16 protein-coding genes and 1 tRNA gene are annotated in these 18840 nt (G+C 54.3%); 6 read left to right on the forward strand and 11 right to left on the reverse strand.

Translation table 11 applies throughout. The features are described from left to right. Positions 1–15: 15 nt before the first annotated feature. The 8 genes from argJ to TALK_RS05970 form a co-directional block, all read right to left on the reverse strand. Positions 16–1245, reverse strand: a complete 1230-nt coding sequence (argJ, locus tag TALK_RS05935) for a bifunctional glutamate N-acetyltransferase/amino-acid acetyltransferase ArgJ (protein ID WP_085616860.1) — start codon at positions 1243–1245, stop codon at positions 16–18. A 155-nt stretch (positions 1246–1400) separates the two neighbouring features. After that, on the reverse strand, positions 1401–2255 hold the full coding sequence (locus tag TALK_RS05940; protein ID WP_085616862.1) for a peptidylprolyl isomerase: 855 nt from the start codon (positions 2253–2255) through the stop codon (positions 1401–1403). Between the two features lie 343 nt (positions 2256–2598). Next, entirely contained in the window at positions 2599–3759 is a 1161-nt protein-coding gene (locus tag TALK_RS05945) for a hypothetical protein (protein WP_085616863.1), read from the reverse strand. A 70-nt stretch (positions 3760–3829) separates the two neighbouring features. After that, positions 3830–4948 carry a hypothetical protein gene (locus tag TALK_RS05950; protein WP_085616865.1) on the reverse strand — a complete coding sequence of 373 codons (1119 nt, stop codon included), beginning with the start codon at positions 4946–4948 and terminating at the stop codon, positions 3830–3832. Between the two features lie 231 nt (positions 4949–5179). Then, a complete protein-coding gene (locus TALK_RS05955) occupies positions 5180–6607 on the reverse strand; it encodes a 4Fe-4S binding protein (RefSeq protein ID WP_085616867.1) in 1428 nt (475 codons plus the stop codon). Then, the gene (locus TALK_RS05960) at positions 6607–7440 is read right to left on the reverse strand and encodes an FTR1 family iron permease (protein WP_085616869.1); all 834 of its coding nucleotides are present in this window, start codon (positions 7438–7440) and stop codon (positions 6607–6609) included. The genes TALK_RS05955 and TALK_RS05960 overlap by 1 nt, the downstream gene beginning before the upstream one ends. Before the next feature lie 9 nt (positions 7441–7449). Further along, positions 7450–7791 carry a cupredoxin domain-containing protein gene (locus TALK_RS05965; RefSeq protein WP_085617134.1) on the reverse strand — a complete coding sequence of 114 codons (342 nt, stop codon included), beginning with the start codon at positions 7789–7791 and terminating at the stop codon, positions 7450–7452. 74 nt (positions 7792–7865) lie between these two features. Next, positions 7866–8402, reverse strand: coding sequence for an iron transporter (locus TALK_RS05970; RefSeq protein WP_085616871.1), 537 nt, complete (start codon positions 8400–8402; stop codon positions 7866–7868). Positions 8403–8756: 354 nt separating this feature from the next. Here TALK_RS05970 and secA point away from each other — a divergent pair, with 354 nt between their 5' ends. From secA to TALK_RS05995, 5 genes are all read left to right on the forward strand, one after another. Further along, the gene (secA, locus tag TALK_RS05975; protein WP_085616873.1) at positions 8757–11468 is read left to right on the forward strand and encodes a preprotein translocase subunit SecA; all 2712 of its coding nucleotides are present in this window, start codon (positions 8757–8759) and stop codon (positions 11466–11468) included. A 226-nt stretch (positions 11469–11694) separates the two neighbouring features. Further along, complete coding sequence (locus TALK_RS05980) at positions 11695–13737, forward strand: O-linked N-acetylglucosamine transferase family protein (protein WP_085616875.1); 2043 nt, start codon at positions 11695–11697, stop codon at positions 13735–13737. Between the two features lie 73 nt (positions 13738–13810). Further along, positions 13811–14242: an 8-oxo-dGTP diphosphatase MutT gene (gene mutT / locus TALK_RS05985; protein ID WP_085617136.1), complete on the forward strand. Its 432-nt coding sequence runs from the start codon at positions 13811–13813 to the stop codon at positions 14240–14242. 57 nt (positions 14243–14299) lie between these two features. Then, the gene (locus TALK_RS05990) at positions 14300–15064 is read left to right on the forward strand and encodes a competence/damage-inducible protein A (protein WP_085616877.1); all 765 of its coding nucleotides are present in this window, start codon (positions 14300–14302) and stop codon (positions 15062–15064) included. A gap of 93 nt (positions 15065–15157) precedes the next feature. Next, positions 15158–15502, forward strand: a complete 345-nt coding sequence (locus tag TALK_RS05995; protein ID WP_085616878.1) for a hypothetical protein — start codon at positions 15158–15160, stop codon at positions 15500–15502. A gap of 47 nt (positions 15503–15549) precedes the next feature. Here the strand turns inward: TALK_RS05995 and TALK_RS06000 are convergent, their stop codons facing one another. The 3 genes from TALK_RS06000 to TALK_RS06010 form a co-directional block, all read right to left on the reverse strand. Beyond that, a complete protein-coding gene (locus tag TALK_RS06000) occupies positions 15550–15810 on the reverse strand; it encodes a hypothetical protein (protein ID WP_085616880.1) in 261 nt (86 codons plus the stop codon). 31 nt (positions 15811–15841) lie between these two features. After that, positions 15842–16537 carry a 5,6-dimethylbenzimidazole synthase gene (bluB, locus tag TALK_RS06005; RefSeq protein WP_085616882.1) on the reverse strand — a complete coding sequence of 232 codons (696 nt, stop codon included), beginning with the start codon at positions 16535–16537 and terminating at the stop codon, positions 15842–15844. 101 nt (positions 16538–16638) lie between these two features. Beyond that, positions 16639–18033: a hypothetical protein gene (locus tag TALK_RS06010; RefSeq protein WP_085616884.1), complete on the reverse strand. Its 1395-nt coding sequence runs from the start codon at positions 18031–18033 to the stop codon at positions 16639–16641. A gap of 261 nt (positions 18034–18294) precedes the next feature. Here TALK_RS06010 and TALK_RS06015 point away from each other — a divergent pair. After that, positions 18295–18383: transfer RNA gene (locus TALK_RS06015), tRNA-Leu, on the forward strand. Positions 18384–18840: the final 457 nt, after the last annotated feature.

The following is an 18840-nucleotide window of genomic DNA, read 5'->3' on the forward strand; positions in this document are numbered from 1 at the left end:
GCGCGCAGGGGCTGATCAGCTGCGGTAATCGGCATTGATCGAGATATAGCCATGCGTTAGATCGCAGGTCCAAACCGTGGCCGTGCCATCGCCAAAGCCGAGATCGACATCAATATCGATATACTGGCCCTTGATATGGGCGGCGACCGGGGCTTCGTCATAATCGGCAACACGTTCGCCGTTTTTGGCCAGCGCAATGCCGCCGATGGAAACCGTCAGTTTGTTCGGATCCGCGGTCACACCGCATTTACCAACCGCCATAACAATACGGCCCCAGTTGGCGTCTTCACCGGCAATCGCGGTTTTGACCAGCGGGGAATTGGCAATCGCCTTGGCGGTGATTTTGGCTTCATCGGTGTTGATCGCACCGGTGACATTAATCGTGATGAATTTTGATGCGCCTTCGCCGTCGCGAACCACCTGATGGGCAAGATCGCGCATGACGTTTTCAAGGGCGGTTTTAAAATCGGCCAGTGCCGGATCATCAATGCCGGTGACCGATGCATTACCGGCCTTGCCGGTTGCGGCCAAAAGGACGGTATCAGATGTCGAGGTATCGCTATCGACCGTGATCGCATTAAACGAGCGGTCGGTACAATCGGCCAACACGGCCTGAAGCACGGCATGGGGCACGGCGGCATCGGTAAACATAAAGCCAAGCATGGTCGCCATATTGGGTTCGATCATGCCCGATCCCTTGGCAAAACCGGCGATGGTGACCTTGGCACCATGAATGGTGGCCGTGGCGGAGGCGCCCTTGGGGAAGGTATCGGTGGTCATGATGGCACGTGCGCCATCAAGCCAGCCCGCGTCATTTGCCAGCAGATCGGGCAGGGCATCGGTGATGCGGTTTGCCGTGGTCGGTTCGCCGATCACCCCGGTTGAGGCGGTGAGGATTTCGGTCTTGTCACAGCCCAGTGCCTTTGCCGCGGCTTCGACTTTGTCGGCGACGAATTTTTCGCCAGCCTTGCCGGTAAAGGCGACAGAGTTGCCCGCATTGACAAAGAATGCGCGTGCGGTGCCACCCTTTAGCGCCTCGCGTCCCCATCGGACAGCCGCCGATGCCGTGGTCGAGGTGGTGAAAACACCCGCAACCTGTGTGCCGGGTTCAAGTTCGGCCAGAAGGACATCGGGGCGCCCCTTGTAGCGAATGCCAAGGGTTGCGGTGTGCAGTTTCACACCGGCAATTGCCGGAAGATCGGGGAAGCTGGCTGGTGCCAGCGGAGAAAGCGAAGTCGCAACCATCTGTTCAATTTCCTTGGTTGAACGTGATCATGCCCAAAGGCCATAAGCCCAAAGGTAGCGCATTTGGCATGGAAGAATGACAAAAAAACGGGGTGAAGCCCGATGGCTCACCCCGTTTTGGATATCAGCTTGTGAAACCGGAAAGGCCGATTGGCTTATTCTTTCGGGGTTTCTGCAGCGTCGTCTGCGGCCGGGGTTTGGGTGTTGTCGACAACCTCGGCATTGGACCGGAGTTCTTTGACCAAGTCTTCGACGGCTTTCTGGCTTAGCTCGGCAGCCATTTGTTGATGGACTTCTTCGAGGCTTGGCTGTTCGCCGTCTTTTTTCTCTTCAACCTGGATCACATGCCAGCCGAACTGGGTCTGGACCGGGGTTTTGCTATAGCTGCCAGCATCCATGGCAAAGGCAGCTTCGGCAAACGGGGCAACCATATCGCCACGGTTAAAGAAGCCAAGATCACCGCCCGTCGGAGCGGATGGGCCGGTTGATTTTTCTTTGGCGAGTTCCGCAAAATCGGCACCATCGTCAAGCTCGGCAATCACAGCTTTGGCGTCGTCTTCGTTTTCCAGAAGAATGTGACGCGCATGGACCTGCGGCTCTGGCTCGTTGGTTTTGATGAATTCGTCGTAATGGGCTTTGATCGCGTCTTCGGTGACTTTTTCCGAAAGCGCGCGTTCAAGATAGGTTTCAGCGATGATGCGGCGCTCGATTGCGGCGACCTGTTTTTTAACGTCTTCATCGTCGGCAAGACCGGCATCCTGACCCGCCAATGTTAGCAGGCGCTGATTGATTTCGCGATCAACAAGCATCGGCTTGAGCATATCAAACGGGAGCTGGCGATACTGTTGGGGCAGGCCCTGTTGCGTCGCGCGCACTTCGGATTCCAGAATTTCATCGCCGTTGACGGTTGCAAGAACCTGGTCTTTTACCGGTGTAGCGTCCTGGGCCATAACCGGGCTTGCGAACATGACGGTCGCGAGTGACGCAGCGAGAAGGGTTTTGCGCAACATATTTTCTCCAGACTTTTTCATTTTTAGGAGGGAAAGTATCCCCATGCCTCACCCTACGGATAAATCACATCCGATGACGACACACAAGGCTTCCCCGTGGATGTCACGGTTTTTTCAAAGCAATTTGGCTAAATTGTGAAGTGCTGATGTAAGGTGGAAAATAAACCGCGATTGCCCCGATCCGCCCCCCATGTCGATGGCCGCATGACGGCATGACAGCATGATGGACGGGGCCGGTCGCGCAGGCTTGACGAGGTGGCCGCACGGGCGGAGAGGGGAGGGGCGATCCTGCTTGATGCCTTGATGTTGGTTGCTCTGATGTTCGATGTCACCGGGGGTTGGATCAGGCGCGCACGTCAAACAGGACTTCGCCAACCGTGCCGATGTTGCCGTTATCGCGTTCAAAACGGGCGCTGGCGACCTGAACGCCGCCGACAAGTTTCTGATCAAGCGGAGTGATGAAGGTCAGATCAATGGCGGTTATACCGGCGTCTTCAAGCGAACCGGTCGAGCCATCGGCACGCAACAGCAGCAGGGATGAAAACACATCGTCCTGATTGTCGATCCGGCCATCGTTGTTGGCATCATATTTGGCCAGTTCGGCAAAGCCGTCTTTGGCACCGTTTTGATCGCCAAACAGTTCGGTTCCGTCATTGATGGTGCCATCGCCATTGCGATCAAGCGCCAGCAGCGCATCATTGCCGGTGATCCAGGCGGTTTTATCGTCTGTGCCATCGCCATTGATGTCAAACACCTTGCCGTTTTCAAGGCTGGTGATGTCAATGCCGTTGCCATCAAGGTCAAGAATCAGCGGGTCTTGCTGGGTGATGTTGATGATTTCGACGCGGATTTGTTCGATGCGGGCGTTAAATTCGCTGATCGAAATTTTACCGTTGCCACTGGCGGATGCAAATCGGGCTTCGATCTGTGTCATATCGATCTGGATGGTTTGTGACACCATCGAAAAGGCGGTGTTGCTGCCGCGTTGGGCCAAGCCGTTGGCCAGTGAAAGGCCGAAATCGCGGGCCAAGGCGGCGGGGCTTCCGCTAACACCGGCACCTGCTGTCATATCGCCGCTTAGCCCGGACGTCAGCGCATCGGCCATTTCGCGGGCCTCGGCGGGCGGAATGCCCAGCATGGCCAACACGATAAAGGCGTCGCGGTTCATTTTGGTTGCAGCATCATCAAGGGTCGCGCCGGTTGCCCCGATTAAGGTATCAAGCGGTGATGCTGATGCCGTCGCCGTGGGCAGGGTGGCGTCGCGAAGCGCCTCGTCAATGCGCAGATTGATTTTCAGGCTTTCATCGATCTGATCGATGATCCGCCGACCGCCGCGAATATCGGCCTGATCGGGTGTGGTGCGATCCTGATTTGTGCCAGATTGGCGGGCATCGGATTGATTATCAGACAGGTTGAGGCGCCGGGACGTCGCCAGCAAATCGGCGGCCCGTCCCTGAGATGTCTGGCCAGGGGTCGTATTGTTTAACGATGGGTGTCCAAACATTCAGCGCCTCCTTCCTGAAGGGCTGTGCGATGAGGTCAGGCAAGCCCGACATCATCGCGTGCTGTTTTGATTAGGCCAGAACGTCCTGTTCCTGGCTTGGGTCAATCACTGAAACGGTTTCGCCGTTCGGCATCCGGAATGCGGCACCGTTTTCATCCTGTCCGAAACGGCCCATCGGCATCAACATGTCGACAGAGAGTTTCTTAAGCGATGTGCCACTGCCGTCTTCGGCCATGGTGTCGGTCACGCTGCGCACGATCAGGGTTGCCTGTTCCATGATCTGGGCATTGAGTTTGGCCATGCGGTTTGCAAGGACGTCCTGCATGTTGGTGCTATCGGTACCGCCATCGGCAGAAGCATCACCATCAGTATCGCCTGAATTCGCACCCTGTGCGCTGCCGGTGGTATCCAGCAGAAGTTCACGAATGAAATCGGCGACTCCGCTGTCATTCATATCAAACAGAAGACCACCGGAACCGGCACTGGCCGGATTGCCCAGCGCATTAACCAGATTACCACCGCCAAGACCGTCCATCATGGTGCCAACGGCGCCCATCGCGGCCCCCATGCTGTTACCAACAGCCGCGACTTCGGTTCGGACGACTTCGATCTTGGATGCCTGATAATTGAACGAGAATTCGCCGGTGTCGCTGTTGATACTGATATCAAGCGATTGGGCGGCCATCATCGCAGACTCGGAAACCCCGACCCCCGACGCATTCGTTCCGGAATAGGCGATTTCCGTGCGGGAATGTGATGCGATTGCCTGTTGGAAGGAAAAGTCGATCTGGCCATCATCGGCGGCCATTTCGCGGATGCCATCAAACATCGCATTGGTCGCGGAAAGGGCCTGTTCGTCGTCCATGCCAGTCATTTTGAACATGTCGACCATGCTGTCCTTGATCAATTCAAGGGCGGCATCAAGGGCCTTTTTAAATAATTCATCCGTGGTCATCGGTTCCGATGACAGGGAATTTGAACCGGTTGTTTGCGGCAGGTTTTTATCGGCATTGCGTGCGGCAACCGCGTCATCAGACAGTGCAACCGGATCAACAATCCGGTGCAGATTACGGTTGGTTTGCGCCGCATTACTGCCCGTCTGATCACCAGACGTGGCAATTGGCTGGCGCGCATCGGTCAGCGAAGATTGTCCCTGCCGAAAGGGATTAAGTGTGGAGAAATCCACCATTTCCTCCTCCTGAGGCTTTTCCCGCGCGGGTTTTAAACAGTCCCGCAGGTCGCGAAAAAGATGAGCTACTTGCTCTTAAATTCAAAGTTGAGCAGCAACCATACGTGTTTTTTACGCGTTTCTCAAGCGCAATGGTGGTGATTGCGGGGATGTTTTATGTGGGGTTGGCGGCAAATTAACGTGCTGGCAGGGGCAGATGGGGAGGCAAACCGCCGCAAGTATTTGGTGGCATTACCAAACCCAGAACAACAGCAGCCAGGGCATTATACATACCGCAACCGCAATCACGCCCCCGAGTATCGCAAAACTGCGATGCGAGCCTGAGTTATATTGGCCGCAAATTTTCCAGATCAGATGAATGCTCCAGCTTGTGGCAAGGGCAAGTGCGGCCATGCGGGCGTCACTGACCCATCCAAGTGCCATGCCATCGGCGCGCAAAATAGTGACGGTCTGCGCACTCAGGCCCAGAATAATGCCACATCCGGCAATCGGCAGCAGACCGTGAACCAGATGATGAAAACGCCGCCATTTCCATGACGGGGATAGCAGGCGGGCCGCAAAAGCCAGTGGAAGCCCGGTTGCCAGTGTCATGACAAGGGCAGTAACCGCGATATAACCCAGCAGGATTGCACCATCGAGCAGGGTAAGAACATCGTTGAGTTCGGGATAGTTGGTCAGGCCCCACCAAGGCAGGCCATGTTCCAGCGGCCAGAAAACATCGTGTTGGACCAGAATGCGGGCCATCCATTGTTTGGCCATGACAAACCATGGCGAGGACGACCAGAGAAAGGCCCCCGATGCAACACCAATCATGCCACAGAGGATCAGCCAGCTATCCCATCGGGTTGCGGTATTGGCACTGGTTTCAATGACTTCGGAACCAAGGTCGCGCGGGCGCAATTCGATGGCATTGCGAAACCCGGCACATCGGCCGCACATATGGCAGGGTGAGGTACTTTGCATGGTGCGCAGTGGCACCATCGGGGCGCAGATTACGGTGTCAGCCCGGCCCTGATGGGGAAGGCAGTTATCCCAGTTTTGCCGGTCTACGTCGTAATGCATCGGTGCCAGTTTGGCCAGCAGGCCAAACACCCCGTTGACCGGGCATAGATAGCGACACCATACCCGGTGGTTCCGGCCATAAAGATAGCCGGTCAATATCGCCGCCGCCGTTGATCCGCCAAGGATCAGAACCGCAGGCAGCGGATATTGATAGACACTGATCATTTGACCGTAAACGGTGGTGATGACAAAGGCGGCAAATGGCCAGCCCGGCCAGCGTATCCAGCGCGGGATGGCCCGGCCGCGCCCATGGCGGCTTGCCATTTCGCTAAGTGCGCCTTCGGGGCACATGACCCCGCACCAAAGCCGTCCGAAAAGCAGCATCGATACAAGCACACCGGGCCACCAGATGCCCCAAAAGACAAATTGCGAAAACAAGGTGATGTTGTCCCAGATATGGGCGGTGCTGTCGGGCAGCGGGACCAGTGTTGGTGTAACGAGTAACGTGACATAGACCGCGATAATGCCCCATTGCAGCCTGCGAATGAACCGTTGGTGACGTCGAAGCCAGTCCCCCGCCAAGGCAAGGAAAAATGCGCCGCGATGTTTTAAAGGCGGTGCTTGTCGTCCGGTAATCGAGGCCGAGGCATGGGGCATTATGCTTTTCTTTCCCGGGCGTTCAGGCGCGTGCCCTGCAGCCAGAAAATAGATGCAATGGCCCCCCAATACACCAGCCAGGTTGCCAGCGTGACGTTATCGGGCATGGATCGATAGCCGGTCATGCCCGCGATCACCGCGCCAAAGCGTGTGGTGTCATCAAGAAGGGCGGCACTGTCCCACAGCGGATCAGTATAGGGCAGAATGCCAAACGAGACGAGATAACCGGCAGCTGAAACCATAAGGGCGCAGGCCAGAAACAGCAGCATCGTTTCGGTCAGACGGAAGAAAACCTTCCACGACAGGAACCGCCCGCCAAGCTGCAGCAAGGCGTAGCTTGCGGTGGCGGCAAGGATGGCAAGAATCACGCCGCCCGCAACCGTATTGCTGTTTCCCCGGGTGGCGGCAAAGACCCCCTGAAGGAATAAAACCGTTTCAGTGCCTTCGCGCATCACCGCAATCAGGGCGAGGCCGAAAATGCCCCAAAGCCGGCCGCTGCGCAGTTGATCTGAAAGGTCATTTTCAAGTTGGTTTTTCAGGGTTTTGCCATGCTGGCGCATCCAGAAAACCATTTGAACAATCAGAATCCCGGCGATGAGGATCAGCGCCATCTGGAAATAATCCTGGCCTTCGGGCGGCAGCAGGTTGGATATGGATTGAAGGACGAAGGACAGGATCAGGGCCGCACCGATCCCTGCGCAAACACCGGCCCAGAGGAACCGCAAGGCGCGGGGGTTCTGGCTGCTGTGTCGCAGCCATGTATGCAGGATGCCGATGACCAGAAGGGCTTCGATGCTTTCGCGCCAGACGATAAAAAAAGTTTGTGCAAACATTGGTGGCCCCTAGCGCGCAACGATGACGCCCTGTGCTGTTTCAATATGAAATTCGTCAAAGAAGGGATATTCCCCGGGGGATGCCCGCCGGATGACCACAAAGGATTCCACGCCGGGTGCAAGGACCTTTTCCTTGCGCAGGCGGAGGCTTTCGAATTCGGCGGGGGTTTCGCCCGTATTGCGCAGGATAATCTTGACCTGCGTGCGGGCGGGAATTTCCAGCCGTTCGGGTGACAGAACGCCATCTTTCATTTCAATGACAAAAGTTGTGATTTCTTCTGCATCGGCAAAAGGCATCGCAAGCACTGTCAAAGAGATTGCAAACGCGATCGCAAAAAACGGACGTTTCATCGTCATGGCCTTGTTACGGGATGAGGGTGATGGCGGGCATCCCGGGGAAGATCAAAATTTCAGGTTTGTCGTGGTTAATAGGCGCCTTTTTTGCCGGTCCCGGCATAGGTGAATGTGTATTGCGTGGTGAAAGGGGCGAACCACGGATTTACGCCGGTTTCCTTGTCGGTGTGACGGCCGAAATGTGCACTGGGTGGGGAAACGGTGAATGTCAGGGTGTATTCACCCATGCCCAGCAATTTGACATTGTCGCCGTAATGCGGGCCGTCACTGGCAACCATCGGCATCAGGGTGCCGGAAATTTTTTCACCGCTGTTGATTTTGGTCAGTTCGAATGAGACGTCGAGATAGGGAACCCATTCGCCTTCGCCAAAGCCATTGGGATTATCGGCAAGCGCATGGATGTCGGCTTCGAGATGGATGTCGGTTTTATCGGCAGGTTGCATCATGCCCGGTGGATCCATTTTGATCGGCTGCAGATAAACCGCCGCGACTTCCATGTTGCCATCAAGCTGCGGTTCGCCAATCGGATATTCGAGCGCCCAGGCACCGCTTGAAACAAGGGTGCCAATACCGACAGCAAGCGATAGAGCAAGTTTTCTGTGTTTCATGCGGAATGCTTTCTTTGTGGTTGATAATGAATTGCAAACTCAGCGCACGTTATGTTTGCGGCATTGCGGGTTCCTTGATCTCGGTCAAATGGCCTGCATAACCGGGGGGATCCGCCGATTTTGATGCCGAATAGCGGCCGATGTCCTTTATGACAGGGGCGGGTGATCAGACTCGTGATCTGATTAGGGGGGATATCCCGATATCGGTGCCAAATTCATCCATCAGATGCGTGAAACATGAGCGATATTGGTTCGTTCCGTTGACAGATGGCAGACAGGGTTCTATCTGTGATCGGGCCTCGGTATATAGCCGTTGCCTCATGTCTGTTTTTCCATTTGTTCAGGAACGTATTAATGCTCGGCGCCATTGCCCGGAAAATTTTCGGTTCAGCTAACGATCGTGAAGTCAAAGCCCTGCAGGCCACGGTCGAGCAAGTTAATGCCCTGGAACCCGAGATCGAGAAGCTCTCTGATGACGAACTGCGCGCCCGGACCGGTTGGCTGCGCGAACGTCTTTCCAAGGGTGAAACCCTTCAGGACATAATCCCAGACGCCTTTGCCACCGTCCGCGAGGCTTCGCGGCGGGTTCGCGGTGAACGTCATTACGATGTTCAGATTTTGGGTGGTCTGGTTTTGACATCGGGCAAAATCGCCGAGATGAAAACCGGTGAAGGTAAAACGCTTGTTTCGACCTTGCCGGTTTATCTGAATGCGATTGAGGGCAAGGGCGTTCACGTCGTTACCGTCAACGATTATCTGGCACGTCGTGATGCGGAATGGATGGGGCAGGTTTACGGCTTCCTTGGCCTTTCGGTCGGTGTGATCATGCATGGCATGACCGATGATCAACGTCGGGCGGCTTATGCGTGTGACGTGACCTATGCGACCAATAACGAGCTGGGCTTTGATTATTTGCGCGATAACATGAAATTCCGTCTGGAAGACATGGTGCAGCGCCCGTTCAACTTTGCCATCGTCGATGAAGTTGACAGCATCCTGATCGATGAAGCGCGGACCCCGTTGATTATTTCCGGCCCGGCTGAAGACAGTTCGGAACTGTATCGCGCGATTGACGTGCTGATCCCGAAACTGGGCGATGACGATTACGAAAAAGATGAAAAGGCGCGTGCCGTCACCCTGACCGAAGACGGCACGGAAAATGCCGAACGTCTTTTGGGTGAAATGGGCATTTTGACCGAAGGCACGCTTTATGACGTGGCCAATGTGCATTTGGTGCATCACGTTAATCAGGCGCTGCGCGCCCATAAGCTTTTCCAGCGCGACACCGATTACATCGTCAAGGATGACAAGGTTGTTATCATTGATGAGTTCACCGGGCGCATGATGGAAGGCCGCCGCTATTCCGATGGCCTGCATCAGGCATTGGAAGCCAAGGAAAAGGTCAAGATTCAAAACGAAAATCAGACCCTGGCATCGATTACGTTCCAGAACTTTTTCCGCCTGTATCCGACGCTTGCGGGTATGACCGGTACGGCGATGACCGAGGCCGAGGAATTCGAGGAAATCTATAAGCTTCAGGTTATTGAAATCCCGACCCATCGCCCGATTGCCCGTAAAGATGCCGATGATGAAATTTATCGGACCGCACGGGAAAAATGGGTGGCGATTGCCGAATTGCTCGATGATTGCCACAAGCGCGGACAACCGGCATTGGTCGGGACGGTGTCGATCGAGAAGTCCGAAATTCTTTCGGACCTTTTGAAAGAGCGCAAAGTCCCGCATGAAGTTTTGAACGCCAAGCAGCATGAACGCGAAGCGTTTATTGTGGCGCAGGCCGGTGCCCCGGGGGCGATCACGATTGCGACCAATATGGCCGGTCGTGGTACGGATATTAAATTGGGCGGCAACGTTGAAATGCGCGCCGATCTTGAACTGACCAATATCGAAGACGAAGCCAAACGCGCCGAAGGGATCGAGCGGATCAAGGCCGAGGTTAAAGCCGATCAGCAGAAAGTTCTGGATGCAGGCGGGTTGTTCGTGATCGGGACGGAACGTCATGAATCACGGCGTGTTGATAACCAGTTGCGTGGTCGTTCAGGCCGTCAGGGTGATCCGGGGGGATCGAAATTCTTCCTGTCGCTTGAAGATGATTTGATGCGTATTTTCGGGTCCGAGCGCATGGACGGGATGTTGCAGAAGCTTGGCCTGAAAGAAGGCGAGGCGATCTATCACCCGTGGATCAACAAGGCACTTGAAAAGGCACAGCAGAAGGTCGAAGCGCGTAACTTTGACATTCGTAAGAACGTGCTGAAATTTGATGATGTCATGAATGACCAGCGTAAGGTGATTTATGAACAGCGTCGCGACTTGATGCAGGCCAAGCATGTTGCCGAAGACGTGGCCGACATGCGGGCCGAAGTTGTTGAAAATCTGGTGATCAAATACTGCCCGGAAAAAGTTTATCCCGAGCAGTGGGAAGCCGCCAGCCTGCATGAAGAATGCACGCGTTTGTTTGGTCTTGACCTTCCGGTGACCGATTGGGTCAAGGAAGAAGGCATTGATGTCGAAGTCATGCGCGAGCGTATCGAGAAGGCAGTTGAAAGTAAGATGGCGGCCAAGGTTGCCAATTACGGTGCCGATATCATGCGTCAGGTTGAAAAAAGCCTGTTGCTGCAATTGCTGGATCAGAATTGGAAAGAGCATTTGCTGGCGCTTGATCATCTGCGTCAGGGGATTGGTTTGCGGGCCTATGGCCAGCGTGATCCGTTGAACGAGTTCAAGCGCGAGGCGTTTAACCTGTTTGAAGAGATGCTGGTGACACTGCGTGAACGTGTGACCCAGATGTTGTCACATGTTGAATTGCAATCGGCCCCGCGCCCGGAAGACCTTGAACCGCGCCGATCCCAGCAGGAAATGCATGAAAATCACCCGGAACCCGAAGCCATGGGCGGTGGTTCAGGCGATAGTGCAACGGTTCAGTCGCGTGCGGCATCGGGGAATGTTGATCCCAATAATCCGGCGACCTGGGGGCGTGTTGCACGCAATGCAGCCTGCCCATGTGGATCAGGCAAGAAATACAAACATTGCCATGGTCAACTGAGCTAGGTCTTGAGCTTTGGGCTTGGACTTGATCCCAAGGCAGAAACCATAATTTAACAAAAGGCCCGGATTGTTGATCCGGGCCTTTTGTTTGTCGGAATGTTTGGTCGGTTGGGCCGAATTCTGACCAATCAATTGGCAAGGCAGTTTATGATAGCTGCCATAAAATTGCAGAGGGTCGGGTTTTCGGTTGGGGACGCGGCCAAAGAGTGCGTGATGCGGGGAGTAGGGTTTGAAGCTTTCATTTGATCAGGTGAAACGCCGGGCGAAAACATTGGAACGCCAGGGCCAAAAGGATGAAGCGATCAAGCTTTATGAAGACTTCCTGACGTCATATCCGAAAAATGAACGCGCCCGAAAGGCACTGGCCGAGCTTCGTGATCCGGCCGCCGTTATGGGCAAGGGATCGTTGCAGGATAAAGTGACCGAGGTCCGGCGGCTGTTTGATAGCGGGCAGGTTGAGGCGTCATTTGACGCGGCAAATGCGCTTGTCAAGGAAGCGCCAAATTCCGGTGTGGTGTGGAATTTGGTCGGGGCGGCGGCGTTTGTTCTGAAGAAGTTCGAACTTGCCGAGCAGAGCTTTCGCAAGGCGGTTGAACTGGCGCCGGAAATTACCCAGGCGCACGCCAATCTGGGGGTTTTGCTGTATCAGCAGGAACGTCATCAGGCGGCATTGGAAGCCTTTGCCAATGCGATCAAAACCAACCCGAAATATGCCGAAGGATACAACAGTATCGGCGGGATTTATCACAAGCTGGGCAAGCTTGATACGGCTGAGAAGTATTTTGTTGGCGCAATCCAGGCCAACAAAAACTATGCCGAGGCCTATTATAATCTGGGCAATACGTTCTTCCAAAAAGGCAAGATCAGTGCGGCCCAGCAAAGCTTTGGCTTTGCCGCCAAGGTGCAGGGCGAAAATATGCCCGCCCTGTCGCAGAAGCTTTATATGCAGGCCTTGCTGTGTGATTGGTCGGGCATTGCCGAGTTTGAGAAGCTTGCATCGCGTATCGGGATAGACGGCGATGCGGTCGAGCCATTTTCGATGTTGTCCTATGATGACAACGCGGAGCGCCAGCAAAAGCGTGCGGCCAATATTGTCAAGAAACGCTACCATGTGAATGCATTGCCCCTGCCCGAACGGCCGGTGACAAAACCCGATAAAATCAAGATCGGATATTTTTCAGCCGATTTTCATGATCACGCGACGTTGATCCTGATGATTGGTTTGCTGGAACATCATGATCGCGAAAAGTTTGAAATCCATGCCTATAGCTATGGCACGGTCAAACAAGGGGTTAAGCGCGACCGGTTACAAGGTATCGTTGACAGTTTTGTCGATATAACGACCGCCTCGGACCCGCAGATTGTTGCCGCGGTCAGACAACAGAAAATTGATATCGCCGTTGATTTGAAGGGCTTTACCCGTCAGGGGCGCACCGGGCTTTTCGCCTATCGGCTGGCGCCGATCCAGATCAATTATCTGGGGTATCCCGGGACAATCGGCGCTGATTTCATGGATTATATCGTTGCCGACAAGGTGATTATTCCCGAAAAGCAGCGGCCGTTTTATACCGAAAAGGTGATCTATCTGCCAGATAGCTATCAGCCCAATGATCGTAACCGGATCATCCCTGAAACATCGACAACGCGCAGCGATTTTGGCCTGCCCGAAACGGGATTTGTCTTTTGCAGTTTCAACAGCAATTACAAGATATCGCCGAACGAGTTTGATATCTGGATGCGACTTTTGGCCAAATATGAGGACAGTGTTCTTTGGCTGTTACGCGCCAATGAAGGGGTTCAGGAAAACCTGCTTCGCGAGGTCGAAGCCCGCGGGATTGATCGGACCCGCATCGTCTTTGCCGAGCGATTAAAAGAGCCGGAACACCTTGCGCGGCACAAGCATGCCGATTTGTTCCTTGATACGTTTAATATCAATGCGCATACGACGGCCAGTGACGCGCTTTGGGCCGGATTGCCAATCGTGACCAAGGCCGGGGACAGTTTTTCCGCGCGCGTTGCCGCCAGCCTGCTATGTGCGGTTGGCTTGCCCGAACTGGTGGCCGAAACCGAAGCCCAATACGAAGCATTGATTATTGATCTGGTGGAAAACCCCGAACGGCTTGGCCAAATTCGCCAACAATTGATCGACACGCGTTTTGACGTGCCATTGTTTGATTCCGAAGCCTATACGCGGCATCTGGAAAACGCATATGTTGCGGCTTATGATCGATATTTTGAAGGTAAAATCCCCGATCATATTTTCGCTTCGTGATGCGCCTCTTGGCGAAAGCGGGTATGGAGGATAAAACAATCGCATGAGCATAGAAAATCCAAATAAGGGCTGCATGTCGGTTGACTTGCGCCAAGGTAAAATTCCGGAAAAGACCGTGTTTGTCAGTGCGGTGGCATTAGTCGATGCGGATCATCGGGTGTTGATTGCACAACGTCCCGAAGGAAAATCCATGGCCGGGCTTTGGGAATTTCCCGGTGGCAAGGTTGAGGCCGGGGAAACGCCGGAAATGGCGCTGGTGCGCGAGCTTAAGGAAGAGCTTGGCATTGATATCACCGAAAGCTGTTTGGCACCGTTTACCTTTGCGTCATTTGCCTATGATGATTTTCATCTGATGATGCCGCTTTATCTGTGCCGGGTCTGGAAGGGGGAGATTACCCCGATGGAAGGCCAGCAGGTTAAATGGGTGCGGCCAATCCGGCTGAAGGATTATCCGATGCCCCCGGCCGATGTGCCGCTTGTGGCGATGTTGCGCGATTTTCTGTGATCATCCGTCGTATTTGGCGGGATGATAAATGACGAGTTCAAGTTTGTGAGGGTTGTGATGTCTGATCCGGTTCGGGCCTGTTTGATTATTATCGGTAATGAAATCCTGTCGGGCAGGACGCATGACAAGAACCTGCCGTATCTGGCGGAAGAACTGAACAAGCTTGGCATTCGACTGGCGGAAACGCGGGTCATTCCCGATATCGAGACCACCATCATCGAGACGGTCAATGAATGCCGGGCAAAGTTTGATTATGTCTTTACCACTGGCGGCATTGGCCCGACCCATGATGATATTACGTCGCCTTGTGTGGCGCGGGCCTTTGGGGTCGAGATTGAGCTAAATGCCAAGGCGCACGCATTGCTGAAAAGTCATTATGAAAACCCGGCCGATCTGAATGATGCGCGGCTGCGCATGGCGCATATTCCGGTCGGGGCGGAATTGATTGATAATCCGGTATCAAAGGCACCGGGGTTCCGTATGGAAAATGTCTATGTCATGGCCGGTGTGCCGATGATCATGCAGGCGATGTTCCAGGGGATTAAACATCAACTGACCGGTGGGCGCCCGATGGTATCGCGTTCGGTGGGGGGATATATCCCCGAAGGATCAATCGCCAAGGTTCTGGGCGACATTCAGCATGATTTCCCCGATACCGATATCGGCTCCTATCCGTTCCTTCGCGAAGGAAAATTGGGCACGACATTGGTGGTGCGCGGCGAAGAAGCCAAGGATGTTGATCTGGCGTCCGAGCGTATTCGTGCGGTGATTGTTGATCAGGGCCGCGAGGTTATTGAAGATAGCGGGCCGGTTTCGTCCTAGGGGCGTGAGCTTAAGACGCAGATTGCGATTGGTCATATTCCAAAGATCATGGCGCGGCTATGCTGGTTGTAATGACAAATCGTCGGAGAGATCATGAGCACAGATGACCACAATAACGACGATACTGTACGCAACAGTAAGGCCGCCCGCGAAGCGCGATCCATCGTTAAGTTTATGATCGAGCATACCGCTTATGGCGGGTTCGGGGCGCTGGTGTTTGGGGCGTTGGTGCTGTTTTTCGATATTGGCGGGATTTACAGCCTTGCCATGTCGTCACGCGATGCGCCGATGTTTATCTTTTTGCTGTTTTTTGGCCTGTTCATCACCTTTGGCGGCATCAGCCTTGCCATGGGGGTGATGCGGCTGGGCAGTTTTTCCGATGATGATACCTATCGCGATGAGCGAAACCGGAATGGCCGGGATAAAGACCGGAAATGACAAAAGGCGCTGATTTCAGCGCCTTTGTTCATTTTTTGGGGCATTGTTTATGGGCGATCTGCGCCGCTTTTGGCGCGCAGGATTTTGCCGACAATCATGCCGCCGATCCAGAAGGCCAAGGGCACGACAAAGATATAATCAAACATCGGGTGGCTGGTGTCACCGCCGGAAATCGCCAGAATGTAACCGACCCAAGCGGCGGTCAGCAAATAGCCCATGATTTTGAAATAATGGCCATTTGGCAGGGTTTTTCGGGCGGTCTGATTCGGTTGTTCCGGGTTGGCCGGTTGATCCTTGTCGGTGGGCATCCTGATTTCCTTTTGGTTTTGATCGAGTCGATCAGCGTTCAAGCGTCAGGGCAGAGGGATCAATCCGATCCTGCCAGCCTTCGCGGACCAGTTCGGGTACAACGTGATCTTCTTCGGGATAGCCAATGCACAGATAGGCGATCAGACGCCAATGACCCGGCACTTCAAGGGTTTTAAGCACGGTTTCAGGTTCCAGAATAGATACCCAGCCCACCCCGATCCCCTTGACGCGGGCTGCCAGCCACAACAGTTGCACGGCGGCGACGGCAGAATAATCGAGCATTTCGGGCATGGTTTTGCGGCCCAATCCCATGCCTGCCTCGGTTTCTTCGTCGGCAAAAACGGCAAGCTGTATCGGCGCCTGATCCATGCCCTGAAGTTTCAGGGATGCATAAAGTTTGGCGCGTTCACCGTGATAATCGTCAAGTGCTTCCTGGTTGGCGCGTTCAAAACTGTCGCGGATGGCGCGGCGGCGGTGTTTGTCATTGACCTTTACAAAGCGCCAGGGCTGACAATTGCCGACAGAGGGCGCAAGGCAGGCTTCCTTGATCAAATCGTCAATATCGGTTTTGGGGATGGGGTCGGTGAGAAACCGGCGCACATCGCGCCGCCACAGCAACAGATCGATAAACTGCTTTTGAAAGATGCGGTCAAACACCGGCGGAGTCGGTGTTTCAGTCACATTTTCAGGCGCATTTTTTGGCGCATCTTGATCGGATTGTGTCATGGCGCAGACCTGATGAATTTGGCGGTTTTGTAATCTTTCTGCACCCTAACCGCACAGCGGGGCCACGCCAAGCCACAAGATGGCGATGGGCGATTAATCGGTCAGAAGTCAAAATGTACAGTCAGCAATCCCGATAAATTGTTGTGTTCGGTTGCGAACGTCAGTTTGCGTTGAAATTCGATGCTCATTTGTCCGGGGATGGTGCCCCAGTCATGGGTAATCCCGCCCGCCATTTGAAGATAGGTGCCGGTGGTTTCGCCGTTTACATAGGGGCTTAGCACGCCATAGCCATAGGGAAGTTCAGATTGCAGGGTGATTTCTGACCGTATCCCTTCGAGGGGGGCGACATTGGGGGAAAATTCCCGAAAACCTTCAACCGATACGCCAAACTGCCAAGGGTCATAGGTATATTCACTGCCGGCGAAATAGCGCCGGTTGGTGGACCGGCCATAGCCCTGGTTCATCAGGGTTACGGTTTGATCCTGTCCGGCAAAGGGCACAAGACGATGATCGCCCAAAACCAGATCATAGCGGGCCTCGGCCGTGGTATCGAAAAGCTGGCTTAGGGCGGTGCGAGCCGGAACCATGGTGCCATCGGCGGCACGTGCGGTTTCGAATTTTTCGCGCGCGGTGATCATATCGCCATCGATGCTTAGCGTGACGGGGACAAAGCCAAGATCGTATTCTGCACCAAAACCGATGGAACTGGACAAGGTCGCGCTATCAAGGCTTTCGGCGTAGTTAAGATCGTTGGCACCGCCATTTATGGCCGATTGGGCGATGGTGCTGCTGCCAATGCCAAGACTGCCCCGGATGTTGAGCCATTCGGTCATGCGCGAGACGAAATAGGGGGAAAACGTGACATTGTTTTCGCGATAAAGCACCTGACGGGCGGCGACTTCGCTGAGCACGCTGCCCCAGCCGATGCCAAGCCCGACAATCAGGCTGTCATCGACCAGATAATCTACCCCGGTATCAATTGAAATCACATCGCCACTCAGCCCCGGATTATAGCCGGTTTCAGAAACGCGGTTTTCGATATCGGCCTGACTGCCATGGACCCAGATGCTGATCGGGGTGGCGCGGCGTCGTGACTGGTTGGGGAATGTGCCATTGGCGCTGTCGAAATCGAGTTTTCGGGCGATTGATGCCAAGGCCGACCGCCCGCCAAATGTTTCAATCGTGGTGGCGTCCCCGGTACCAAGTGCCAGCGCATTGGGCGGTTGTTCGGAAGGCGGGATGGAATCGTCAAGAAACAGCGGTTCAAGCATGCTGCCGACGATGTCGGTTTCCATTTTTTGATAGAGACGGTCAATGTGACGTTTTTGATTGCCGGTCCGGTTTAGGGTTTCGCTGCGCAATATCGGGGCATCCGGGCGACTGTCGCCGTTGCCAGCATTGGCATTCGGGACGATTTCCCGGCGCGAAAAAGGGGCCAGTATGGCGATTGCCAGACATGCTGCAATGACCAGTGAAATGTAGGTGCGCCGCTTCACGATTTGACCGGGATGCCTGTTTTGATATCAAAAATCCATTGGGACCATTGGCATCATCACGATAAAAAATGGGGGCAATATGGTGAAAGACGGGCATTTGTGGCGCAATGGCATCTTTGACGGGAAACCCGCAGATCGTTGATTTGGATAATCGCGATTGGCATAAACAGACAATCCGGTATTGCACCGATTTTAAAGCCGCGCTAGAACCTGATCGGCCAAGTGGAAATTCCGGTGCAAAGCCGGTTTGGAACACGTTTTGCGGGCGTGGCGAAATTGGTATACGCAGCGGACTTAAAATCCGCCGGTCCTCAAAGACCTTGCCGGTTCAAGTCCGGCCGCCCGCACCATTCCATTTTTTGTCTGATCCTGTTTATCGGGGCCGGTTAACGGCACTGCCCGGTGTGGGCGCATGTTCGGTCCGACGCCATCAAATAACCCAGATTGGTATGTATAGCTTTGCAACAAACGCAACCTGACCGCGTTTGATCGGAACGATTTTGTTCCTTGCTGACAGGAGTCATCAATGATTCACCTTATTGTCTTTGGTGTGATTGCCATTACGGCATTGGTTGTTGCCTGAGGCGCGATCATTATGGGCGACCATGCATTTTGCAACTCAAGATGAAATGTCATCGTATTGCCATGCGTCAATCCGATCCCGGTTTGATCGTAATTTAGTTATGTGATCGACAGGTTTGCTGACGATTGCCAGTGGGTTGCTGCCGACAATACGCAGGTATGACGGCAGCAATTTTGATTCTAATCAGTGCATTGTCAGTGGTTGTTGCGCCACAATAGTCAATG

It is taken from the genome of Thalassospira alkalitolerans (assembly GCF_002115745.1).
Lineage (GTDB): Bacteria > Pseudomonadota > Alphaproteobacteria > Rhodospirillales > Thalassospiraceae > Thalassospira > Thalassospira alkalitolerans.